Annotated in this window: 17 protein-coding genes; all 17 read left to right on the top strand. The window is 38.0% G+C overall.

All coding sequences use genetic code 11. The features are described 5' to 3' along the window. The first annotated feature begins 184 nt into the window (after positions 1–184). A complete protein-coding gene (locus ACTU7M_RS05280; RefSeq protein WP_443473333.1) occupies positions 185–1,231 on the top strand; it encodes an LCP family glycopolymer transferase in 1,047 nt (348 codons plus the stop codon). A gap of 16 nt (positions 1,232–1,247) precedes the next feature. Then, positions 1,248–2,207, top strand: a complete 960-nt coding sequence (locus ACTU7M_RS05285) for an LCP family glycopolymer transferase (RefSeq protein WP_443473334.1) — start codon at positions 1,248–1,250, stop codon at positions 2,205–2,207. 18 nt (positions 2,208–2,225) lie between these two features. Beyond that, positions 2,226–3,239 (top strand): UDP-glucose 4-epimerase GalE, encoded by a 1,014-nt coding sequence (gene galE / locus ACTU7M_RS05290; RefSeq protein ID WP_443473335.1) that lies wholly within the window; start codon positions 2,226–2,228, stop codon positions 3,237–3,239. A gap of 329 nt (positions 3,240–3,568) precedes the next feature. Further along, on the top strand, positions 3,569–4,450 hold the full coding sequence (gene galU, locus ACTU7M_RS05295; RefSeq protein ID WP_443473336.1) for a UTP--glucose-1-phosphate uridylyltransferase GalU: 882 nt from the start codon (positions 3,569–3,571) through the stop codon (positions 4,448–4,450). 69 nt (positions 4,451–4,519) lie between these two features. Then, entirely contained in the window at positions 4,520–5,686 is a 1,167-nt protein-coding gene (locus tag ACTU7M_RS05300; protein WP_443473337.1) for a nucleotide sugar dehydrogenase, read from the top strand. 163 nt (positions 5,687–5,849) lie between these two features. Then, positions 5,850–7,277 (top strand): lipopolysaccharide biosynthesis protein, encoded by a 1,428-nt coding sequence (locus ACTU7M_RS05305; RefSeq protein ID WP_443473338.1) that lies wholly within the window; start codon positions 5,850–5,852, stop codon positions 7,275–7,277. Continuing rightward, positions 7,267–8,250 carry a glycosyltransferase family 2 protein gene (locus tag ACTU7M_RS05310; RefSeq protein ID WP_443473339.1) on the top strand — a complete coding sequence of 328 codons (984 nt, stop codon included), beginning with the start codon at positions 7,267–7,269 and terminating at the stop codon, positions 8,248–8,250. Before ACTU7M_RS05305 ends, ACTU7M_RS05310 begins: the two co-directional genes overlap by 11 nt. Positions 8,251–8,255: 5 nt before the next feature. Continuing rightward, positions 8,256–9,383: a glycosyltransferase gene (locus tag ACTU7M_RS05315; RefSeq protein ID WP_443473340.1), complete on the top strand. Its 1,128-nt coding sequence runs from the start codon at positions 8,256–8,258 to the stop codon at positions 9,381–9,383. 16 nt (positions 9,384–9,399) lie between these two features. Continuing rightward, positions 9,400–10,443, top strand: coding sequence for a glycosyltransferase family 2 protein (locus ACTU7M_RS05320; protein ID WP_443473341.1), 1,044 nt, complete (start codon positions 9,400–9,402; stop codon positions 10,441–10,443). Continuing rightward, positions 10,444–11,559: a polysaccharide pyruvyl transferase family protein gene (locus ACTU7M_RS05325; RefSeq protein WP_443473342.1), complete on the top strand. Its 1,116-nt coding sequence runs from the start codon at positions 10,444–10,446 to the stop codon at positions 11,557–11,559. 14 nt (positions 11,560–11,573) lie between these two features. Further along, entirely contained in the window at positions 11,574–12,668 is a 1,095-nt protein-coding gene (locus ACTU7M_RS05330; RefSeq protein WP_443473343.1) for a hypothetical protein, read from the top strand. Positions 12,669–12,684: 16 nt separating this feature from the next. Beyond that, positions 12,685–13,518, top strand: a complete 834-nt coding sequence (locus ACTU7M_RS05335; protein ID WP_443473344.1) for a glycosyltransferase — start codon at positions 12,685–12,687, stop codon at positions 13,516–13,518. Between the two features lie 15 nt (positions 13,519–13,533). Then, the gene (locus tag ACTU7M_RS05340) at positions 13,534–14,808 is read left to right on the top strand and encodes a hypothetical protein (RefSeq protein ID WP_443473345.1); all 1,275 of its coding nucleotides are present in this window, start codon (positions 13,534–13,536) and stop codon (positions 14,806–14,808) included. A 10-nt stretch (positions 14,809–14,818) separates the two neighbouring features. Next, on the top strand, positions 14,819–16,108 hold the full coding sequence (locus ACTU7M_RS05345; RefSeq protein WP_443473346.1) for a hypothetical protein: 1,290 nt from the start codon (positions 14,819–14,821) through the stop codon (positions 16,106–16,108). A 107-nt stretch (positions 16,109–16,215) separates the two neighbouring features. Next, the gene (locus ACTU7M_RS05350; protein ID WP_443473347.1) at positions 16,216–19,038 is read left to right on the top strand and encodes a GW dipeptide domain-containing protein; all 2,823 of its coding nucleotides are present in this window, start codon (positions 16,216–16,218) and stop codon (positions 19,036–19,038) included. A gap of 194 nt (positions 19,039–19,232) precedes the next feature. Then, complete coding sequence (locus ACTU7M_RS05355) at positions 19,233–22,988, top strand: GW dipeptide domain-containing protein (protein WP_443473348.1); 3,756 nt, start codon at positions 19,233–19,235, stop codon at positions 22,986–22,988. Positions 22,989–23,119: 131 nt separating this feature from the next. Then, entirely contained in the window at positions 23,120–24,928 is a 1,809-nt protein-coding gene (locus tag ACTU7M_RS05360; protein ID WP_443473349.1) for an LTA synthase family protein, read from the top strand. Positions 24,929–24,964 lie beyond the last annotated feature (36 nt).

A 24,964-nucleotide genomic window follows, 5' to 3' on the forward strand; every position in this document is an offset into this window, starting at 1 on the left:
TTGGCCTTTTCCATTTTCAAAAATGATTCACCAACACCGTTTACTATAGAGCCTGAATCTATAGATTTACTTAAACTCATAAATCCTTCTTTTTTATTTAGGTAAATTCAGCTATACTGTAGAATAATGAGGTAAAGTGTCTAAATTTATCTCTTTCATACGAAAGGAAAGAGGAACCAACGGAATGGAAGAAAATCGCTCGGAGAGTTTAAGAAAGAAAAGACGGAACAGAAAGATTTTGTATGCTTTTATTGGGATATTCCTGATTGGCTACACCTTATTCTGGATAGCCTACAACGACCTTAACAGAACATCCAATAATATCTTCAATAGGCTAAATACCAATAACAAAAGAGAATCTGAAGTTATTATTGAAGCGACTCAGCCCATTTCATTTGCTTTTTTAGGAGTTGATAATGGTGCTAAAGGGCGCGATACGATCACGGGACGGTCGGATGCCATCTTGATTGGAACGGTTAACCCTAAAACACGAACAACCACAATAGCAAGCATTCCTCGTGATACATATTCCTTAATGGTAGGTTATGAACCCTATGAAGGTATTGAATATTATGATAAATTAACACATGCGTATGCCTTTGGCGAAGCGGAAATGGCAATTAATTCTATCCAAGAGCTCTTGAATATTCCAATTGATTATTATGTTGAAGTGAATATGCAGGGTTTGATTGATATAGTTGATGCACTAGGTGGCATTGAAATCACCAGTCCACTAACATTCGATTATGAAGGTAGCTATTTCAAAGAAGGAGAAACACGTGTAATCGATGGGATGGAGGCACTTGCTTTTTCACGTATGCGCAAAACGGACCCTGAAGGAGACTTTGGCAGACAGAAAAGGGAAAAAATCGTCATCAAGGCTATAATGGACAAAGCTTTGAGTTTAGGAACCATTACCAACTACGAATCCATTCTGGAAACATTGGAAAAAAACGTCAAGACGAACTTGACCTTCAAGGATATGTCGGATATGTATTTCGCTTATAGCAAATCACTGGAAAACTTTGAGACTAAAAACCTAATTGGTGAGGAACTATGGTTGGACGAGGTCTACTATCTATATGCATACCCAGAAGACCGATTGGAGCTATCTAACCTCTTACGCGAAGAACTTGAATTAGAGTCAATTACGATGGAAGAGTTAGCGTTATCCGATGTAGATTATTATAATTTTGAAACAGGTTATTTTGAAGATTACAGTGAATACTAAAAAATGAGGTGTCAAATTGGAAGAGAGACGTTCGCGTAAGGGGAATAAGAAAAAAAGAAGAGGCCTCAAAATTTTTTTGGCGGTTGTTTTGATACTATTCGTGGCCATAGGCATTTACGTGGCAGATTTTTACCGCAATATTGATAATACGACAGTGGAGATTTATGAGCCGGTCGACGAAGAAGTGGATCCAGTCAGAACGAGTTCGGCAGATTTAAGTGAAAAAGAACCTATTTCTATTTTGTTGTTGGGGGTTGATACGGGTGATTTGGGACGCGATGAAAGAGGGCGTTCTGACACAATGATGGTCGTAACCGTTAATCCCAATACAAAAAAATCGGTGCTGATGAGTATCCCGCGTGATACTTATACCGAAATCGTCGGTTATGGCACGATGGATAAATTGAACCATGCCTATGCCTTTGGTGGCAACTCGATGGCCATCAATTCGATTCAAAATTTATTGGATATTCCGATTGACTACTATGTCACAGTTAATATGGCTGGGATTCAAGAACTCGTGGACGCAGTGGGCGGAATCGATATCGTGAGCCCGATGACATTTACCATGGATGGGTATACTTTTTACGAGGGTGAATCGGTGCATTTAGACGGTCCAGCCACTTTATCTTTCGTCCGGATGCGTTATGAAGATGCATCAGGCGATACAGGGCGTCAAGCGAGACAACGTCTGGTCATTGAAGGGGTTGTGGATAAGGTCGTCAGCGCGTCAACATTGCTGAACTATCAAGACATCCTGGGATCGTTATCAAATAATGTCCAAACGAATTTCCAAATGAAAGATTATCTTGCTTTGCAAAGTAATTCTTATATGGCAGCCGCACGAAACATCGTTTCCGAACAAATCGGGGGCACTAGCGGCATTGCCGAGGATGGGATATACTATCATTATATTCCGGAAGAGGAATTGTTACGCGTGCAAAATTTATTAAGTTCTGAACTAGAGTTAGATTGATGAAGGGAGATTGATTTAATGGCAGTTTTAGTAACAGGGGGCGCTGGTTATATCGGCAGCCACACAGTGGTTGAATTATTGAATGAGGGACACGAAGTTGTCATTGTTGATGACTTTTCCAATAGTAATCCAGAGGTCTTGAACCGCATCAAAACGATAGCTAAAAAAGATTTCAAGTTTTATGAAGCGAATTTATTGGATAAAGCCGCAATCACTGAAATTTTCGAAAAAGAAACGATTGATTCCGTCATTCATTTCGCTGGCTTCAAGGCAGTAGGGGAATCAGTAGAAAAACCTGTTGAATACTATCACAACAATATTACCGGAACGTTGATGTTGCTTGAAGTCATGAAAGAACATGGCGTTAAAAATCTCGTCTTCAGTTCCTCGGCAACGGTATATGGTATGAATAACCCATCACCTTTAACAGAGAACTTGCCAACGAGTGCAACGAATCCTTATGGTTATACAAAAGTAATGATTGAGCAAATTTTGCGTGATGTTTATGTTTCCGACAATGAATGGAATATTGCGTTACTGCGTTACTTCAATCCAATTGGAGCTCACGCATCCGGTTTGATCGGGGAAGACCCTTCCGGTATCCCGAATAACTTGATGCCTTACATTACCCAAGTAGCAGTCGGAAAGTTGCCGGAATTGAGCGTTTTCGGTGATGATTATGATACACCGGATGGCACTGGCGTACGTGACTATATCCATGTCGTGGACTTGGCGAAAGGCCACTTGAAAGCTTTGGAAAGTTTCACAGACCATAAAGGCGTGGGAACATATAACTTGGGAACAGGAATTGGCTACAGTGTTCTAGACTTAGTCAAAAATTTCCAAAGAGCGAACGATATCCTTATTCCTTACCAAATCGTGGCGCGTCGTCCTGGAGACGTAGCAACGTGCTACGCCGATGCAAGCTTGGCTAAAGAAGTACTGGGCTGGTCTGCTGAGAAGAATTTGGAAGACATGTGCCGTGACTCCTGGAAATGGCAAAGCCAAAACCCTAACGGTTACGATAAATAATAGCTCTATCATTTAGGGTTTGGGTAGTCGTCTTCTCAGAAATCCCGGAGGACGGAGTGGTTGCTTGTGGCCGTGTCAAGGATGCAATGCGAAAGTAGGGACCGTTGGCGCTTCAGCGTCTACGAGCCCTTTGAGGCTTGCAAGCCCGGAGACTACAGGCTCCGGGTGGTCCCACGGCAGCACATAAGCAACCACGCAGGCCGAAGGGCATTTCCTTCACAACAATAAATAACAAAAATGCACTGAAAAGCTACTTACTTTTCAGTGCATTTTTATTTAGATAAAAGTTTGTTATAATGATAGAAAATGTATTTGAAAGGAAGTCTCTCATGCAGAAGGTTAGGAAAGCAGTTATTCCGGCAGCGGGTTTAGGTACACGTTTTTTACCAGCTACAAAAGCAATGGCAAAAGAAATGATGCCGGTTGTTGACACGCCAAGTATCCAATATGTCGTTGAGGAAGCAATCAAAAGCGGCATTGAAGAAATTCTGATTGTGACTGGTAAAGGCAAGAATGCAATAGAAGATCACTTCGATGCAAATATTACCCTTGAAAATAATTTACGTGAAAAAGGTAAAGACGCTTTACTCGAAAAAGTAAAAGCTACTAATATTCCATCTATTCATTATGTACGTCAGGCTTACCCGAAAGGCTTGGGAGATGCGATTCTACAGGCAGCACCTTTTGTTGGCAACGAACCTTTTGTGGTATTGTTGGGTGACGATATCATGCCTAACGACGTTCCTTTAACAAAACAGTTAATGGAAATCTATGATAAATACGGAAAAGGTTCAATCGCAACCATTAGAATCCCTGAAGAAAAATCCAATCGCTTTGGCGTGATTGATATGGACGGAGCATTGGGTGAGCATCTCCATTTAATCGATCATTTAGTCGAAAAACCATCGCCAGAGGAAGCACCAAGTAATTTGGGGATTGTCGGGCGTTATTTATTAACACCTGAAATTTTTGAAATTTTGAGGGAACAAGCACCGGACTCCGGTGGTGAAGTTCAACTGACAGATGCTCTGGAAACATTGAACCAGATTTCGCCCTTGATTGCCTATGAATATACCGGCAAACGTTACGATGTGGGGGACAAATATGGCATGTTGATTGCGAACATCGAATTCGGTCTGGACCATCCGGAAACAGATGAAAAGATGAAGACGTTTATTAAAGAATTGGCGACTGAACTTAAAGAAAATTAATAAACCTAACGAGAAAATTATGCTAGTATTAGCAGAAATCATTTTTAGAGAGCGAGATGTTACAGACAAATGAATATTACCATTGTAGGAACAGGCTATGTCGGTTTATCCAATGCCGTATTACTGGCACAACATAACAAAGTGGTTGCTTTAGAAATCATTGAAGAAAAAGTCGATTTAATTAACAAAAAAATCGCACCGATAGCTGATAAGGAAATCGAAGAATATCTAGCACACAAAGAACTTAATCTACTGGCAACAACCGATAAGGCAATTGCTTATGAGAAAGCTGAGTTCGTGGTTATTGCCACACCAACCAATTACGATGACAAACTGAATTTCTTCGATACGTCCAGTGTTGAATCGGTTATCGAGGATGTGCTGGAGTATCGTCCAGAAGCAACGATGATTATCAAATCTACCGTTCCGGTCGGCTATACAGCTGAAATTCGAGCAAAATATGGTGTCGATAATATTATCTTTTCACCAGAATTCTTGCGTGAAGGTAAAGCTTTGTATGATAATTTGTATCCTTCCCGTATTATTATCGGGGAAGAATCAGAACGTGCCACTAAATTTGCGGAGCTTTTGATTCAAGGAGCCGAAAAAGAAGACATCGAAGTCTTGTTCATGAATTCAACCGAAGCTGAAGCGGTTAAGCTGTTTGCGAACACTTATTTGGCCCTTCGTGTGGCGTATTTTAATGAGCTGGACACTTACGCGGAAGTAAGAGGATTGGATACTAAATCAATCATCGAGGGTGTAGGTCTGGATCCACGTATTGGTTCACACTACAATAACCCATCCTTCGGTTATGGTGGCTACTGCTTGCCGAAAGATACTAAACAACTATTGGCGAACTACGATGATGTTCCGAACAACTTGATTCAAGCCGTTGTTGAATCAAATCGGACACGCAAAGATCATATTGCGGATATGGTTATCCAAAGAAATCCAAAAGTTGTCGGTATTTACCGCCTGACCATGAAATCCGGATCAGATAACTTCCGTTCCTCGTCGATTCAAGGTATTATGAAACGCATCAAGGCTAAGGGAATCGAAGTCGTGGTTTACGAACCTGTACTGGAAGATGAAACCTTCTATAACTCACGTGTCATCCGCGATTTGGAAGAATTCAAACAAATCTCGGACGTGATCGTTTCTAATCGTAATGCGAAGGAACTGGAAAATGTACAAGATAAAGTTTATACGCGGGACTTGTTTAACGATAACTGATATTAATAAGCCTATAATTATTATTATTTGATTAATAATTATAGGCTTTCTTTTTCATTCAGCTTATGTTTGCTATAATATATCAGACTTTTATAAACAAGAAAGCTTTACATAACCGAAATATTTAGTATTTTGGAAATTCTAATCAGAGAGGTTATACAAATTGAATCCATATAAAAAACTACTCGGAAACTCAGCATTATTCGCAATTGGTAATTTAGGAAGTAAGCTGATTTCCATTATTCTGGTGCCACTGTATACTTATTATTTGACGACATCAGAATATGGGCTTGTTGATATTGTTATTTCGACAAGTAGTATGTTGTTACCCATTATATCGTTAAGTGTCTATGAAGCGGTTCTGAGATTCATAATGGATCATTCTCATGATGACGACACCATTTTAACAAACGGTGTATTTGCGACCATTGTTGGTGGCCTAATTATTTTGTTGGCATATCCTATTCTCAGTTACTTCAATGTCCTTGGAGAATTGTTGCCATTCATGGTCCTCATTCTAATGTTGCAAGCACTTCAGTCACTGTTAGCGCAATATACCCGTTCAATTGGAAATATAAAAGAATATGCATTGAATGGTATTATTATGTCTTTCGTGACTGGGGGAATGAATATACTGTTACTGGTGTACTTAGGTTGGGGAATCAACGGTTATCTAACCTCATTGGTAGTAAGTAATATTATTTCAATCCTTTATCTTGGATGGGCTTCAAGCGTCCATCGTCATATTCGCCTATCTAAATTCGATTTAGAAAAATTAAAAGATATGTTTAAGTATTCGATTCCGCTAATTCCGAATTCTTTTATGTGGTGGATTATTAATGCCTCTAACCGTTACTTTATCTATCTGTTCGTAGGAGCAAGTGCAAATGGATTGTTCGCGGTGGCGAATAAAATTCCCAGTCTCTTATCTATTTTAAACACAATATTTTTCCAGGCTTGGCAACTATCCGCAATTGAAGAATTCGGATCTAAAGATAAATCGAAACTATATTCAAATGTTTTTAATTATTTTTCATTAGTGATGTTTATGGGGACGTCTGCCATATTGATTATTTTGAAGCCTTTGATCAATATGACTGTGCAAGAAGATTTTTACGGTAGTTGGAGGCTTGTGCCATTTTTGCTGTTGGGAGTAACCTTTTCGAGCTTTTCTGGTTTCTTGGGTACTAACTATGTGGCTGCCAAAGAAACAAAAGGCGTATTCAAAACCTCCGTATTTGGTGGAATCGTAAGTGTCATCACGAATTTTATTTTCGTTCCGATATTCGGAGCGAATGGCGCAGGAATCTCTACTATGGCAAGCTTTTTTGTTATCTGGATTCTACGAGAACGGGATACAAGAAAATACATAAAAATGGACATTGATAAGAAAAGTGTTTTCAAAAACCTAGCCGTTATAGCTTTACAGATTGCTGTTTTATATATGGACCGTCCGTTAGTTCAGGAAATGATTATAGAAAGCTTGCTCTTTATAATCTTACTGTTAATTAATAAAAAATATCTCTTGGTTGTATTTAAGCTCGTGAAGCAGATGATTGAGAAAAAAAAGGGGACTGAAAATGAAGATTAGTATTGTTGTTCCAATTTTTAATGAACAGACACTGTTGCAGAGATGTGTAGAATCCATTGTGAATCAAACATATCGTAATTTGGAAATTATTTTGGTTGATGACGGCTCCACAGACAATAGTCTCTCTATTGCACGCGAGTATTTAAGTGACTCTCGCGTCTCTGTATTCCATAAACCTAATGGTGGCCTTTCAAGCACCAGAAATTATGGGATTGAAAGAGTAACCGGAGATTTTATTGGATTTGTTGACAGCGACGACTGGATTGAACTGGATATCATCGAACATTGTGTAAAAATTATCGAAAAATATCAGAGCGATATTGTCGATTTCAGAAGTATTTTTAAAAATACAGATACTGAAGAGACACCTGTCCCTGAAGAATATACTTATGAAGTCATTGAAAAAGATAAGCTTAAGTATGACTATCTCTACAAAGGGCAAACCCAAAAAATGCCTTTTTCAGTTTGCCGCAAACTTTATAAACGGGATTTGTTTGATGCAATCCGTTTCATTGAAGGGATGAAGAATGAAGACATCGTTATCAATTTCGAATTGATGGCTGTTGGTAACAAGTTGGTGCATACGAATAAAATAGGCTACAATTACTTCCAGTCTGAGGGTAGTATGACGCGAGGTGGCTTAAAGGAAAGTGATTTTGACCTCTTGAAAGCTTGTCAATATTTGACGGAGATGAGCCAAAACGACCCTGAAGATGTGAAATATCTTGTAAAAGTCAAGTATGCACGCTCGTATTTTTCTTTATTGGCCAAAATCGCCTTTTACGGTTTTGCTGATGAGAACTTGGATCAAAAAAAGGTAGTGAATGATTTAACCAAACGGCTAAGGGAAAATTATGGCTTACTTATGCAATCACCGATGCCATTGAACAGAAAATTAATGGTTACAGCCTTGAGCCTTGATATGCGCTTCCTGCAACTGCCTTTAAAAGCTTATAAAGCTCTCAAGAGGTGATGAGAATGAGGATATTGATTTATGGTGTCTCCAACAATTATGGCGGAATTGAGACCTTCTTTTTAAACCTAATTAAAAGGATTAATCCTGCAGAAATCCAGTTTGATTTTATTACTTCGTCCGAGGAACCGTGCAGCTATGAAAAAGAAATAACGGATGTTGGCGGTGAGAATTTTAGCATTATCCCCTGGGGGAAGCAACCCAAGGAACATATTGCAGCAGTAAAAAAGATTGTCCAGGGAAATAACTATGATTATGTCTGGATAAATACTGCTTCCGCTAGTAAAGTCGGGGTTTATGAACAAATTAAAGCTGCTTCTTCTGCAACTATCATTATTCACAGCCATGGTGCTTCCTTTGAATCAAAGAGAAAAGGGATTAAAAGATTTGTGTTGAAAAGCATGCATTTGTTAAATAAACGCAAACTTGCAAAAGTTGCTGATATAAAATTTGCCACTTCAAAAGAAGCGGCAAATTGGTTGTTTGGTGACGAATGGTCAAGTAACACCTGTTACTTTATCAAGAATGGTATTGATTCAATGCGTTTTACATTCGATGCAGAGAAGCGCCAAAAAATACGCAACGATTTGGCATTATCAGACCAACTTGTTTTAGGTCACGTTGGGCGTTTAGCAGAAGTAAAAAACCAATCGTTTTTATTAGATATCCTTAAAGAGATACAATTGAAGCATCGCAACTCCAAGTTAATGCTGATTGGTTCTGGACCATTGGAAGAACAGCTTAAAAAGGAAGCCGAAGCTAAAGGAATAGCGTCTGACGTCCTTTTTTTAGGTTACCAAGAAGATGCTGCTCCCTATTTGTCTGCAATGGATGCTTTCCTACTTCCTTCTATTTCAGAAGGTCTGCCAATATCCGCTGTCGAGGCACAAGCAGCTGATTTACCATGTTTTCTTTCAGATACAATAACTAAAGAAGTGGCAATAATTGAAGATGTAGTGTTTCTTTCCATCAGGGAAAGTCCCGAAAAATGGGTAGATAGCATTTTACAAAGGGCCCAAGGACGATTGAGAAAGAATCAAGCAGCCGTATTTGAGGCGAAGCGATTCAACATACAGAATACTGTTGAGAGTATTGAAGAAATATTAAAGACGAATAATCAGAAAGATTATTGAAGAAAGAGGTATTGAAATGGAATTGAATAAAAAAATTACTGTTCTAATGCCTGTTTATAATGCAGAAGCTTACTTACGCGAAAGCATTGAGAGTATCCTGGGTCAGACCTTTACCGATTTCGATCTTTTGGCAATTGATGATGGTTCAACGGATGCAAGTGCAGAAATCATTCAAAGTTTTGAGGATGAACGTGTCATTTACTTAAATAACGAACAGAATATGGGCATCGTAAAAACTTTGAACCGTGGGCTGGATTTGATTAAGAGTGACTATATTGTCCGAATGGATTCAGATGATATTTGCTTACCATCACGTTTTGAACAACAAGTTGCTTTCATGGATGCTAATCCCGAAGTAGCAGTTGCTGGTACTAGCATCAAAATTTTTAACGATTCAGGAAAGACCACGGATAAAATTGTTGAAACAGATTCAAAAAGAATACGCACGCAATTATTGTTTGAAGCTTCTATCATGCACCCGACGGTTATTCTGCGTAATGCCGTTATCCAAAAGGAACAGTATCGTTATGATGCACGTCATAAATCAACTGAGGATTTAGGAATGTGGCAGAAAATTTCCATGAAGTATGAGCTGGCTAATTTACCTTCCATCCAACTAGAGTATCGAGACAACGCTTTTGGCATTACTCGAACCTCTGAAAAAGACATGAACTCATTTGACGAAGCGCATATCGTAGTATACCGCGACTTATTCAAACAACTGTCGCTGTCATTCTCGGATGAAGAAGTCCGGGCTTATAGAGGGTTTCTATCCCGCCATTTCTCTTTCTCTGATAATGAAATGGAATCACTGGCTAATATATTGAAACGCATACGAACCAATCTAGAACCAAGTAAATTCGACTTTGACATTTTTGATGAGAAGGCAAGTAGTTTCTACCGTAATAATTGTCTAAACAAAGGGATGAGTTACCGGATGTTCAAAAAGGTCTATACAGAATATTACTCAGAAGCATTCAAGTTGATCAGAAAAGAAAAAATAAAATTCAGTTTGCAGAGATTTCTACAAATAAAATCAAGGCTACAGAAGGAGAAATAAATGAAACAGTTTATCAAAAAAATGGCCCCTGCCCCAATGTTGCGTGCATACCGCCGTTATAAAAAAAGAGATGAGATACATTATTTTAATAAACGCTACAAACAGATTGTTACACACCTATCGGAATCTAAGGATACTGAAAGAATTATCTTAATAGGGACTTCAGTATACGGAAATTTGGGTGACCAAGCTATTTCAAGCGCAGAAATTGCTTTTCTGGATAACCATTTTCCTGACCGTAAAATCATCGAAATACCCAATACTATGTATTTTTATAACAGCCAAGCTGTTAAGTCTCATGTGAAGGACTCGGATATCTTGTTAATCAATGGTGGTGGCTTTATGGGTACCCTTTGGCCTGAAGCAGAAGAGATGGCGAGAGATGTTGTCCGTCATTTCAAGAATAATCGTATTATCATCATGCCACAAACCATTTATTTTTCGAAAGATGAAAAGGGTCAACAGGAATTGCTGCGGTCTAAGGAAGTCTATCAAAACCATGCAGATTTGACTTTATTTGTACGTGACCTACCTTCATTCGAATTTGCAAATGCAAATTTGAAAGGAAAGAATTTTACAGAAATTAATTTGATGCCGGATATTGTAACTTTTATAAAGAAAGATGTGGGCCCGGAAGAACGCAATCAAATTATGTTTTGTATGCGGAATGACAAAGAAAAAATTGACAACAATGAGCAATTGATTATTATCAATAAATATCTTAGTGATAATAATAGCTTGCCTATTCAGTATCGGGATACTGTTGTAGAAGAACAAATCGATTTATATAATCGTGCAGATGCTTTAACTAAAACGTATCACGAATTCCGTAAATCAAAATTAATTATTACCGATAGACTTCATGGCATGGTTATTTCTGCAATCACTGGTACACCTTGTCTGGCATTAAATAATATCAGTGGAAAAGTTCGTGGCCAATACGAGTGGATCAAACATCTAAATTATATTTATTACGTGGAAGATGTTTCTGAAATCCCAGAAAAGTTAGCATCATTACTAAAGCTTGAAGAAACGGCTTACAACAATGAAGAACTTTTACCTTATTTCGATAAACTCGCTCAAACTATAGAGCAAGGTAGCAATAGTAATCTTTAACAGGGGGTATCAGAATGGATTATAGTTTTACACTTAAGGAATATGCGTATTTCATCAAATACAATATTAAAACAATTGTCGCAACAATGGTGGTAACGATTGGATTGATTATGGGAGGATATGTATATTCTCAATATTTCAATGCAGACTCGGCCCAAACACCACAGACCCCAACAGAGCAAGTAGTTTTTGATACGGAACAAATGCACCAATTGCTGGACGAAAATTTCGATGCGTTAACACCGGAACAACAAAATCAATTGCTCCAATTTCTGGAATCAGAATCTTACTATTTCCGTGTCTATATTGAAGATCAAAACGCTGAGCCATACAACCATTTCCGAACCTTGAAGGAAATCTTAACGACTAAAGAATTATCCACTAAAATTGAAGAAGAAATTCAAGCAGAATTCAAACCTGATTCAAAGCGGGGAGTGATCCTTGGAATCGAACCGACTACGAATATCATCACAATCAAGGTAGGGGTAGGCAATCCGGAATTAAACCAAGAAATAGCGCAAATATATTTTGATATGCTGAAATCGGATGAGTTCGACTTTATTAAAAACAAAACGGTTTATTTTATTGATACGGAACCAATGCTAACTTCTGCAGAAGATAATGAGCTCGAACCAGAAGAAATTATTAACCAAGGTCAAAGTTCCGGCATAGGAACCTTAATTGTTTTAACACTGATCAGTGTCATTGCAGGCTTTGTACTGGGTATACTAGTTAGTCTTGTAAAAAATATGTTTAGTAAGAAGATCTCATACTTGTTTGATTACAAACTCTCCGGGAAAGATTCACTTTACAAATTTGATGAAGATAAAAATGGAGATGACTTTGTCTATACAATTGTGAATCCAAAACATACTGAAAAGTTGATAGTAAGTGAAGAACCGCTTGAAAAGAACACAATAGAAAAATTGAAACAAAGTACATTGGTCGACTTGGTATTCGTAAATGATTTAGCTGAAAATGATAGTTCTATTCTTAATATGGAATTGGTAATCTTGACCAAATTAAATCAAACGAATAAGCGATGGTATTTAGAGCAGCTTAGAAAAGGTGCCATTTTGAATATCCCTGTTAAAGTGGTGCAAATTTAATTAAAGGAGCTTTCATATGAGGAACAAATACTCGGTTTTATATTCCGTATATAAAAAAGAGAAGCCTTCGATCATGAAGGCTTCTCTTGACAGTATGTTGAAACAAACTATTTTTCCAGAACAAATTGTCATAGTTGAGGATGGCGAGCTGACAGGAGAACTTTACGAACTAATTGAGGAATATCGTACTTCACACCCCACAACAATCACATCTGTTCCATTAGAAGTGAATAGTGGTCTTGGAGTGGCATTAAACGAAGGGTTGAAATACTGCAGAAATGAATTGGTTGCACGGATGGATACGGATGATATCGCCTTGCCGGAACGGTGTGAAAAGCAACTACAAGTATTCGCGCAAGATTCCCAACTATCAATCGTTGGTTCCTATGTAGATGAGTTTTATGATGATCCAGAAAAGGTAGTTTCCTCTAGAGTTGTTCCATCAAAACATGAGGATATTATCACTTTCTCGAAACGAAGAAATCCTTTTAATCATCCCAGTGTCATGTATAAAAAAACAGATGTCTTGACAGCAGGTGGGTATGGGGATTTCCGTAGGAACCAGGATTATGATCTATTCGTCCGGATGTTGGCCAAGGGATATCGTGCATTCAATATTCCCGAAGCACTCGTATTATTCCGCGCTAATCAAGATAATTTAAAACGTCGTAAAAGCTGGGAAAAAAGCAAGGGTGATATCCTGATGCGATATGGTTTATGGCGTTCCGGCTATGCCGGTTTTAAAGACTTCGCAATATCTTCCAGTGCCTTCTTATTTTCATATCTTGCCCCAAATTGGCTATTTAAAATTGTATCGGATAAATTTCTACGGAAAAAAAAGGTGAATTAAAGAGGAGGGGAAAAAGTGGGAATAGAAAATAAAATGAATGATTTGTTGAACAACAATCCTGTAATCAAAAAAGTAATTAAGCGGGTATATCAACGTTTGATGTACACTGTTTCTCCCAAGTTAAAATCTGAGGGCGAACTGGAAAGGATTTCACCCAAAGATGGGTATGAATATTTCTTTGGTTATTATGATAAATCACCATGGGATGCAACAGACAGATATATGCTAAGCTTGCGTGCTAAAAATACTTATTCCGATGTTGCGCCTTCAGAGCCAGCTGAAATTGTTATATTCGATACTCATCATCAAAACTCCTTTGAAGTTATTGGGAAAACGAAAACCTGGAATGTTCAACAAGGTTGCATGCTGCAATGGTTGGGACCGGATTATCAAACAAACATCATATATAATGATTTTAAGGATAATCAGTATTGCTCAGTTATTTATAATGTAAAAACAAAACAGGAAAGAATCTTGTCCATGCCTGTTTACAATGTTGCCCAAGACGGTTCATTTGCTCTAAGTCTAGACTTTTCAAGGTTACATCGGATGCGTAAAGGGTACGGCTACGCGAATCTGGATGAGACAACAAAAAATGAATTGTTGCCACAATCACCGGCAATTTGGAAAGTTGATTTAAAAACAGGAATATCTGAACCGCTACTAACGTATGCAGATTTTGCCAATTTTGAATCGACATCAGAAATGCAAGGAGCAGAGCATAAAGTCAATCATCTCATGTTGAATCCAAGTGGAGATAGATTTATGGTCTTGCATAGATGGTTCGTTGGAGGCCGTAAATTCACACGGCTTGTAACAGTTGGAAGTGACGGAAAAGAATTCTATAATCTTAGTGATGATGGGATGGTTTCACATTGTTTCTGGAAGAATGATAAAGAAATAATAGGCTTTCTAAAGAAGAAAAAAGAAGGTAATGGCTATTACTTGATGGAGGATCAAAGTGGCCGCTATACTCACTTATTCGAAGGAATGACTAGTGATGGGCATCCAAGTTATTCACCCAATAAAGACATCATTGTTACGGATACATATCCAGATCGTTCTCGTGTAGCAAAAGTGCTGATCGCCACAGATGGTCAAGAACTCCACACAATTGCGAAAGTATTTGCCCCATTTAAGTATGATAATGATGTAAGGTGTGATTTGCATCCGAGATGGAATCGCTCTGGAAATGCCATATGCATAGATTCTGTATATGAAGGAAGCAGGGGGCTATACCGAATCCCGGTTCCAAGAAAGTACCTACAATTAGCTGAGAAAGAAATTTAGGGGGATAAGAATGTCCAAAAGAAACAAAAATATCATTTTTACCTTGCTCCTCTTTTATGTTCTTTTCCCGTTCTCATTGGATAGTATCCATTTGCTCCAAGATTTGATGAATTTGGGTCTCTCTTTATTGGTTATTATTTTTAACATTCCGTTTCTAGAAGAAAAAGTTCAATTCTTTAATCCTAAACTTTTTTCGACATTTTTACTTGTTGCGTTTATAGGGTTGCTAGCGCTGATTTTACCATCGATTTACGGAACTTTCGATTATTCGTATTTCATGATAGTTGTGTTCTCAGCCGTCCAACAGCTAATAAAATTTACAGCATTAATGATTGTATATTTGCGAATATTTAAAGAAGAGGCAACTTTTAGTCATTATGCGATGCGGTATATCGTAGCATGCATTCTGTACTTCTTATTTACAATTTTATTCATATTAGCTCCGGGTCTAAAGGAATTTTGGATTCAACTATTGTATATTTCAGATTTGGATATTTCACAGTTACAAAAACCACAATATGTAACGAGAATTGGTATTGATGGATTTGCTGGTTTTGGTCAAACATTCAAATTTTCTTTGGGTATCCTGTTGAGCGTTTTTCTAATTGCAAAAGATTTTCTATCAAATAAAAGACGTTCTATTTTCCTTCTTGGTGCTATTCTTATGCTTTTGATGGGAACTTTATTTTACGGTAGAATTGGAAGTGTAGCAGGTTTCGTTGCGATACTGGTGTTGTTGGTCAATTTCTTCTCTTATCAGAGAACCCTTAAAACAGGTTTATCATTTATAGCCATGTCCTTCATTTTATTTCTGCTGGTGATTGTAGCAAGTCTTTTCAATGAAGCCATTCTCGTTTGGTTGGAATGGGCTTTCGAACTGATTATCACCTTCATTAATACTGGAGAATTTTCCTCGACCTCCACAGATATTTTATTCGAGAGAATGTATTTTATCCCAGATTTAAAATCCTTCCTTATCGGAAATGCACTTTATTCTGATCCAGCAGGAGGGTATTTTATGGGAACTGATGTCGGTATCTTACGCAATATCTTGTTCTTCGGATTCATTCCAACCCTGATTGTTTATCTGGTTATAGCTATGACTCTCTATGGGATTAAGGATTTCCTGACAGCTTATGGAAAATGTGGAAGAATCCTTTTAGGATTACTGGTTTTCACGTTCCTTTTATTTGAGTTCAAGGGGAGTATCTATCAAGCATTTTATCCGATTCTTGTTCCTTTCTATGGCATTCTTCTTTATGAAAATAAACGTAGTAAAAAGAGCACAACCATCATTTGATGGTTGTGCTCTTTTTGTATTAAATTGACTTGTTATTTAAAAGAAATTCCTTGTGAAAAGGGTTGTGATATAATTCTAATAGTTTTTTAAAGGAGATGATTAATAAATTGAAGCAAAAAGCTTTAGGTCTTTTTGTCGCTTTATCACTTTTTACTTTTCAAATGCCAACCGCAAATGCCACTGATGTCAATACGAATACAAATAGTTATTATACCGTTCATTCTACAACCGCTATTAACTATGAAGCCATGATTGTGAAACCCTGGTCGATTAATACGGCACCATGGGGGACTAGTGGCGCATTCCCTATTCCGAATTATTCACAATATGTGGGGAAACATGTTTCAGTTGTACAGGAAAAAGTAACTTCCAAAGCAACATATGCACTTATATATTTGAATGGAGTGGAACTTGGCTGGATTGATTCAACAGGGCTTGCTCCCTTGACGGTAAATAGTACCACTGACGTATACTACACAGCTCAGATTAACTTGCCTTGGTCCATTAACACCCAACCTTGGGGAACAAAGGGCTATCAACCGATTGCTGACTATCGTAGTTACGTTAATGCGTATGTCGAAGTTATTCAGGAAAAACAAACAGATAAGGCAACATATGCATTGCTTGTCCATAATGGAATCGAACTTGGATGGATAGACAAAGGAGCTCTCAAAGAAACCTTGTTTGTTATGGAAGAAACACCTATTAATTACGAGGCGAAAGTTCTTTATGGCTGGTCGATAAATTCGCAACCTTGGGGAACACCCAATGCGCAATTCGTTCAAAATGCAACGAAGCTGATTGGGAAAAATGTAACGGTCCTGAAAGAGGCAAAAACCGCCAAAGCTAAATATGCATTGATAGCTAATAATGGAACTGAATTAGGATGGATAGACACAGGTGCTTTATCCCCTTTGGTTGTAGAATCCTACAACGAAGTTTTATATGATGCAAAAATTACGCGGACTTGGTCTATTAACACCCAACCTTGGGGAACGGCAGGCTATGAATTAATTTCAGACTACCAAAGTTATTTGGGTAAAAGTGTTCGGGTTATCCAAGAAGCAAAAACTGGAAAAAGTAACTACGCTCTTATCACATATAATGGAACACAATTAGGATGGATTGATACAGGTGCACTCGAGACTTTTATTCCTGTTCTAAGTGAGGAAGCAATTAACTATGAAGCAACTATAGTTAATCCATGGTCAATCAACACGCAACCGTGGGGTACAATCGGCTCCTATCCATCAGCCAAAGGTGTAGAATATCTTGGCAAAAATGTATCGATTATCGCTGAAAAAGTAACACCAAAAGCAACGTATGCTTTAATCAGTTATAAAGGAAATGAATTGGGATGGATTGATACGACTGGCTTGAAACCACTAGAGGTATTATCAGCAGAAACCATCAATTATTCTGCGCAAATCGTTCATCCTTGGTCAATAACGAATGTACCGTGGGGGACAAGAGGTTATTACCATACTGCAAATGCAAATGATTACAAAGGGTTGGAATTAAAGGTTACAGAAGAAAAAATTACTGAAAAAGCTACTTATGCATATTTATCCCACAATGGAAACGGATTGGGTTGGATTGACAAAGGAGCTCTAAAAATTGTTTTGACCGTTCTTGAAACCCGGGATACAGCATATGAAGCAATCGTTGTAAAACCTTGGGCTATTCATTCGAAACCATGGGGAACGGCCGGCTCTTATTCAGTTGCAGATTCTTCGAAGTTTGTTGGTAAGCATGTTTCAATTTTACAAGAAAAAGTGACACCTAAAGGAACTTACGGTTTATTAACCCAGAATGGTGTTGAAATTGGTTGGATGGATGTGACTGGCTTAAATCCGCTTAGCGTTCAAAGCACACATGTAGTCCAATATGCTTCTAAATTAGTCAAACCATGGGCATTAACTAATGTGCCATGGGGTACATATGGATATAAAACTTCTGCCAGTTCAAGTGAATATATCGGTTCAGAAGTAGTGGTGACTGAAGAAAAAACAACTCAAAAAGCAACATATGCTTATCTGACTCATAATGGTAGAGACCTCGGTTGGATTGACAAGTCAGCATTGGATGCTTACAAAATTACAAGTCGAAAACCAACTTATTATAAAGTCAAAATTACGAAACCATGGTCAATCAATACGCAACCCTGGGGAATAGAAGGTTACAAAGCTATTCCAAATTATAGTTCCTATGTCGGTCAAGAAGTCCGAGTCATCGAAGAAGTGACAACCACTAGGGGTGTGACGTATGGTTTGTTGACTTTGAATGGTGCTGCCCTCGGTTGGATTGACCTAGGCGGAGTTTCAAGTCCAATCACTGGTAATTACACAGTATTTTTGGATATTGGTCATGGTGGATTCGATCCAGGTGCATCTTATTACGGTGTCCAAGAAAAACGGATAAATCTTGAAGTATCCTTGAAAATGCAAAAACTACTTGAGGAAAAAGGTTACAATGTCATTGTTTCTCGTACAAGTGATGTTTTTATCGATCACAAAACGGAACGCTCTAGACTAGCGAATGAAACGAATGCTGATGTATTCGTGAGCGTTCACCATAATGCAATGCCAGGAAACACGTTTGTTAATGGAATCGAAACATTTTACTACGAATACGATTCCAATTACCAACCAAAAATAAATGCTTTGATGCATAATAATTTATTTAGAATTCAAGAAAGTGCTGAACTTGCGTATTCAATTCATGAATCCTTGATAGAAAGTTCGGGTGCTTATGACCGCGGAGTACGTAGAGATACATTTGCTGTACTGCGTGAAACAGCTATACCAGCAGTTTTACTGGAGCTTGGTTTCATGAGTAACCAGGCGGAGTTAAACAGACTGACATCTCAAAACTATCAAAATACGCTGGCACAAGCTGTTGTAAATGGGATAGACAATTATTTCAAGTGATTACTAAGAGGCCAACTCCCTAAAGGGAGCTGGTCTCTTTTCAATTTTTCGACAAAAAATCTAAATCTAAATTAATAAAAGTTTAGGATTTTGATTCAAGTTAGTAAATTTGTGATATACTTTTTGTGGAAAAATATTTATCTAATATCATTATGTTTTTTTCGATATTACATGCCCAGGAGGAACAGGAAAGAATGTCATTTTACAACAAGCGTACCAGAAATGTTTTGGTCACAATGTCTAGTATAGCCATCCTATCGGCCGTAATGAATGATAGAAAAGTTCTAGCCGATACTATCACTGATGCCCCAGTAGAAGTTAGCCATCCAGTTGAAATACCAGAAGCTGAAACGAACCCTTTAGTGATAGATGATATCTATGAGGATTCTGAAATCATCAGCGGAAGTACGATTTATAATAATCAAATCATCCAGGTTTTAATAAATAATGAAATTATATATACAGACGTAATTGATGCGGAGGGCAGGTTCTCCTTGGATGTGGAGCCATTTGCGCCAGATACTGTTTTAACCATCCAGGTAATTGAATCTGTTCCGGAGGTAGAAGAGACTTTAATTGACGAAAAACCGGAAAGTGAATCAGAAGAGAGCGGCCCTTTGGCTGAAGAGACAGTGTCCGTTCTTGTTAAGACAGCGGATTCTCCTGAAGAAGCGGCTGAAATTGAAGAGCCGATAGAAATAGTCCCGGAAACATCCGAAGAAGCCGAAATATTAGAAAGTGTTTCTTCAGAATCTGAAGAAATGGCTGTCGAAGTTATTGAAGAAGCAACGAGTGAAGAAGTGATTGAACCTAGCGAGGCAGATGTCGTTGCTACCCCAGACACAACGGAGCAACCGAAAATACAACTTTTCAGCACCTTTGCCACTACTTCTACAACCACTGCTAAGACCCCATTGGGAACAGAATACCACTATGTTCGTTCTGGTGAGACGTTAAAGCTGATTGCTCAAGAATACGGGGTTACAGTTGATAAGCTGGTACTATGGAATGATATCAAGAATACCAATCTTATTTCTGTAGGACAGATTCTATCTGTAAATGGGTTCAACAATTATTCAAATATAGATAAGGAAACACGTACTTTTGCCAACACTGAGGAATTTATATCCTTTCTTGCTCCAGGTGCTCAAAAAGCTGCCACCGAAAATAATATTTATGCCTCAGTGATAATTGCACAAGCAATTCATGAATCAGGACATGGGAAAAGTGCGTTAGCAGTATCTGGAAATAATTTATTTGGTATTAAAGGTTCCTACAATGGGAACACAATTAATATGTTGACATGGGAAGACGATGGATTCGGTAATGCTTATTGGATTGTGCAACCATTCCGCCTCTATCCATCTTATGCAGAATCACTTCTTGATAATGCAGATAAGATCCGAAATGGTGTAAGTTGGGATCCTAGCTACTATCGTGGAGCTTGGGTTGAAAATACTGCTTCCCATCTCGATGCAACGGAGTGGCTGACAGGCCGTTACGCAACCGATACAAAGTACAACTTAAAAGTTAATGATACGATTGACTATTACAGTCTGACAAAGTATGATACCCACGTCAAGATCACGAATCCAATCACAAGCCAACAGAATTTAGAACGTCGAGGCATTTTAACCGGATCAGGTTATACAATATTTGAACAACCAAAAGGGTCCGCAAATAGCACAATCAACTATAGTACGAATAGTTATCTTAATCAGGAAGTAACCATAAATAAAGAAAAAATCAACGATTTAGGAACTTGGTGGCATATTTCCGTAAATGGCAAAGCTCTAGGATACGTTCTTAAACAAGCTGTTTCAGATGCCAATTATGTGATACACAGTAATACACCTACAAACTATGGAGCAACTATTAAATATGATTGGTCCATCAATACGCTTCCGTATGGTGTCGAAGGATTTGAAAAAGTGGCTACTGGGAGTGCTTATTACGACAAGGAATTGGTGGTTGTTCGAGAAGCAAAAACGGATAAAGGAACCTATGGCCTTATCAACTTAAAAGGTAAAGACATTGGCTGGATTGATACGGGTGCCTTGGATGAACTTAGAGTATTATCGACTAAAAAAGTTGATTATTATGCCGTTGTCGCAAAGCCATGGTCCATCAATACGCAACCATGGGGGACAAGAGGATATGTAACGATTGCAAATGATCAGTCATACTTAAACCGTGGTGTGAGAGTGATTGAAGAGAAAACTACCCAACGTTCAACATATGGATTAATTCAGTTGGACGGAGTGAATATTGGATGGATTGATTTAGGGGCTTTATCCCAAGGTGCCCAGATTATTTCCTCAGTAAACGTGAGTTATGCAGCAGATTTAAAGATAGCCACTCCAATATATTCTAAACCTGCTGGTCTTTCAGATGCGACTGAAATTGGAAATACAAAATCTTACCTAAACAAAACAGTCACTGCTGATTTGGAACAAGCTACATCAAGCGACACTTTTGTACGGATATCCTTGAATGGAAAAGAATTAGGTTTTGTAAAAAAATCTGATTTAAGCATCCATAATGTCTTGGAAACAAAATCAGTCAATTATGACGCAAAAATAGTTAAATCCTGGTCTATCAATACCCAGCCTTGGGGGACTCCAAATTATACCTTAGTGGATTCTGGTTCCAATTACATATGGAAAAATGCGAAAGTAACTTTGGAAAAAGTTACATCTAGAAGTACATATGCCTATATCGAAGTTGGAGGTAAAGGAATTGGCTGGATTGATAAAGGTGCTTTATCTGCCTATAACAGTGTACTAGCGACAAACAATGTTAATTATGTTGCCAAAGTCATTCACCCTTGGTCCATCAATACCCAACCTTGGGGTACATTGGGAGCGACTGAGATAACGAGTGCAAAAGGATACATAGGAAAAAATATTGACGTCATCCAAGAAAAAGTCACTGAAAAATCTTCTTACGCGCTAATTAAGCTAGATGGAAAAGAACTGGGTTGGATTGATGTTACGGGTATTGAAAAATTAGCAGTATCCTCCTCAACGCCGGTAGATTATGAAGCCAAAGTTTCTAAAGCCTGGTCCATCAATACCCAACCATGGGGGACCGAAGGATATCAGTTGGTTGATGATGGGAGCTCATACTTAGGAAAAACCGTGCGCGTTGTTGAAGAACAGACTACTCAACGAAGTACCTATGCTTTGCTACAGACAAACGGCATCAATATTGGCTGGATTGACAAAGGAGCGCTTTCTTCTTTTTACACAGTTCGCTCAACCAAGGATACGAGCTACTTGGCTGAAGTAATCCATCCTTGGTCAATTAATTCAGCGCCATGGGGGACTGCCGGTGCAACACAAGTCGCGAATGGAAGAAATTATATTGGTAAGATGGTTGAAGTCATCCAGGAAAAAACAACCGATAAATCCACATATGCCTTGATTGTCGTAGATGGTAAGGAGGTCGGTTGGATTGACAAGACAGGGATTGACCAATTGCGTGTGACTTATGAACGCGATATCCGTTATGCTGCAACAGTGACGAAATCATGGTCCATCAATACGGCCGCGTGGGGAACTGCGGGTTCCGAAGTTGTGGATAACCAAGGTACGTATGTTGGACAGGACTTTGAAATTCAAAAAGAAGTCATGACTCAAAAAGCGGTGTATGCAAAACTCCAAATTGGAGATAACGTATTGGGCTGGATCGATACTACGGGTATATCTCGTTATGTTGTATTGAGTACACGAAATGTAGACTATAATGCAAAAGTTGCGTTACCGTGGTCAATCAATACACAACCGTGGGGAACACTGCAGTACCAACCTATTGATAACTACACTTCATACGTAGGTAAGGACGTAAGGGTTATTCAAGAAAAAACAACACGAAAAGGAAGCTATGGATTGATTCAAATTGATGGTAAGAACATCGGTTGGATCGATACAGGAGCATTAAGTAAGTAATCAAGTTGCAACTATAAGGACTCGAACGATGTCGTTCGAGTCCTTATTATGTCATTGAAAAAATTAATGTTTGATTGTAAAATAAATGTAAAATTTTGGTGGTGGAAATAATCCGAACAAAATATTCAAATGTGAGAAAAATTTTTATTTCATTGTTTACCTCTGGGGTATTTGGAGCTGCTGTATCATTTTTTGTAGTGTTTATTCTTCAATATTTTCACTTCGGAAATAATTTTGAACAGGTTTCTGTTTTTATTAAAGAAAACACTAAGCTCTCCATGTTGGGTATCCTATTAGTCTTCATCATTTTTACTTGGCTAGGGTTAATTTTTAGATCTAGTGTGATAGCAGGATTTTTATTAATTGTTTTTGCATCAGTTGCTGGATTTGCTTCTAGTCAAAAACAGCAACTTCGAGGAGAACCCTTGTATCCTTCAGATATAGTATTTTTAAAAGATGCAACTTTTTTTCTTGACGTTGTAGACAAGCGGTTGTTACTGATACTTATTTTCGTCTTGCTTTTTACGATAGTTTCGATAGGATTTTATTTATTTAAAAGAAAGAGAAGCAGCACTCCGCGACCTTTGTTGCGTTTCGTAGGAATTTTAGGAACGAGTTTGCTTCTTTTCCAAGTTTATAATTTCAATCAACCCGGAAATAAAGTAAAGGCTATTTTTAATAATTATGTATCCTGGATTTCTTATAGTCAAAGTGATAATTATACAAAAAACGGTGTTGTTGCTGGGCTGCTTTACAATCTGAAGGCACCGGCCCTAGACAAACCATTGGGTTACAGCCAAGAAAGAATAGAGGAAATATATAATAAATATTCAAAAGAAGCGGATTTGGTTAATGAAAATAGGGTTGGCCTTTTGGAAGATGTAAATATCATCTACATTATGAATGAAACATTCGCGGATATTCATCGCCTGGAAGGCATCACTATTGATGGTGGGGACTCGTTAGAACTGTATCGTGATTTACCAGGACAACACGGATATGCTTTATCACAAGTGTATGGTGGGGGAACAGCGAATGTCGAATTTGAGGCCCTTACAGGTATTCCCCAAGAGCCATTAAATGGTAACATTTCGATTCCCTATATTCACTTAAGTCAACAGATAGGTCAATTACCGTCTATTACCGATTTTTTAATCGAAAGTCATCAATTAACTGCCATCCATCCGCATAACTCTACTATGTATAAGCGTTATGATAATTATAATGCAATGGGCTTTGATGAATTGATTTTTAAAGATGATATGTCCTATTCTGAAACGATTGATCGTAGTCCATATATTTCAGACCAATCATCTTATGATGAACTGATGGGGGTAATGACTGAGTCTGAAAAAAGAGATTTTATTCACCTTGTCACGATGCAAAATCATATGGCTTATACAGATAAATACGATAATGTTCAGTTTCAAGTTGATGGTACAGAAGATAATGAAGAAGTTCGTCATTATTTGAAAGGTATGTCATACAGTGATATTGCCGTTGCCGATTTGATAGACAAATTAGAAAACTTCGACGAGAAAGTGTTGCTAATTTTCTGGGGCGACCATTTGCCATCTTTGTTCAATGAGGACGTTAAGGCTTTGAATGGCTATCGTTCTATGCATGAGACCCCTCTGCTCATATATTCAAATTTTTCAGAAATATCAGATAATTTGGGGACTATCAGCCCATTTTATTTTATCAATAATGTGCTTCGCATTACTGATACAAAAATTACACCATATGTAGCATTATTGCAAAGATTGGAAAAGGCTTTACCGGCTTTTGAAAAAAACTTCTATTTGGAGAGAGAAACAGGGATAAAGAATACCAGAAAAGAATTAAAACAATCAACGCAAGTTTTATTAAACGAATTAGATTTGATATTGTACGATATAACGACCGGAAAGAATCACAGCAAAAAATTAGGATTTTACTAAAAATCAGTTTTACTTTTATAATAGAAATCTAGACGT

Origin of the sequence: Jeotgalibaca sp. A122 (genome assembly GCF_052266715.1) — a bacterium.
GTDB lineage: Bacteria > Bacillota > Bacilli > Lactobacillales > Aerococcaceae > Jeotgalibaca.

What these genes read in the sequence shown, in the direction of transcription:
- ACTU7M_RS05280 (WP_443473333.1), top strand. Translation starts at nt 185, where the DNA reads ATGGAAGAAAATCGCTCGGAGAGTTTAAGAAAGAAAAGACGGAACAGA.
- galE (WP_443473335.1), top strand. Translation starts at nt 2,226, where the DNA reads ATGGCAGTTTTAGTAACAGGGGGCGCTGGTTATATCGGCAGCCACACA.
- galU (WP_443473336.1), top strand. Translation starts at nt 3,569, where the DNA reads ATGCAGAAGGTTAGGAAAGCAGTTATTCCGGCAGCGGGTTTAGGTACA.
- ACTU7M_RS05300 (WP_443473337.1), top strand. Translation starts at nt 4,520, where the DNA reads ATGAATATTACCATTGTAGGAACAGGCTATGTCGGTTTATCCAATGCC.
- ACTU7M_RS05310 (WP_443473339.1), top strand. Translation starts at nt 7,267, where the DNA reads ATGAAGATTAGTATTGTTGTTCCAATTTTTAATGAACAGACACTGTTG.
- ACTU7M_RS05315 (WP_443473340.1), top strand. Translation starts at nt 8,256, where the DNA reads ATGAGGATATTGATTTATGGTGTCTCCAACAATTATGGCGGAATTGAG.
- ACTU7M_RS05320 (WP_443473341.1), top strand. Translation starts at nt 9,400, where the DNA reads ATGGAATTGAATAAAAAAATTACTGTTCTAATGCCTGTTTATAATGCA.
- ACTU7M_RS05325 (WP_443473342.1), top strand. Translation starts at nt 10,444, where the DNA reads ATGAAACAGTTTATCAAAAAAATGGCCCCTGCCCCAATGTTGCGTGCA.
- ACTU7M_RS05330 (WP_443473343.1), top strand. Translation starts at nt 11,574, where the DNA reads ATGGATTATAGTTTTACACTTAAGGAATATGCGTATTTCATCAAATAC.
- ACTU7M_RS05335 (WP_443473344.1), top strand. Translation starts at nt 12,685, where the DNA reads ATGAGGAACAAATACTCGGTTTTATATTCCGTATATAAAAAAGAGAAG.
- ACTU7M_RS05345 (WP_443473346.1), top strand. Translation starts at nt 14,819, where the DNA reads ATGTCCAAAAGAAACAAAAATATCATTTTTACCTTGCTCCTCTTTTAT.
- ACTU7M_RS05355 (WP_443473348.1), top strand. Translation starts at nt 19,233, where the DNA reads ATGTCATTTTACAACAAGCGTACCAGAAATGTTTTGGTCACAATGTCT.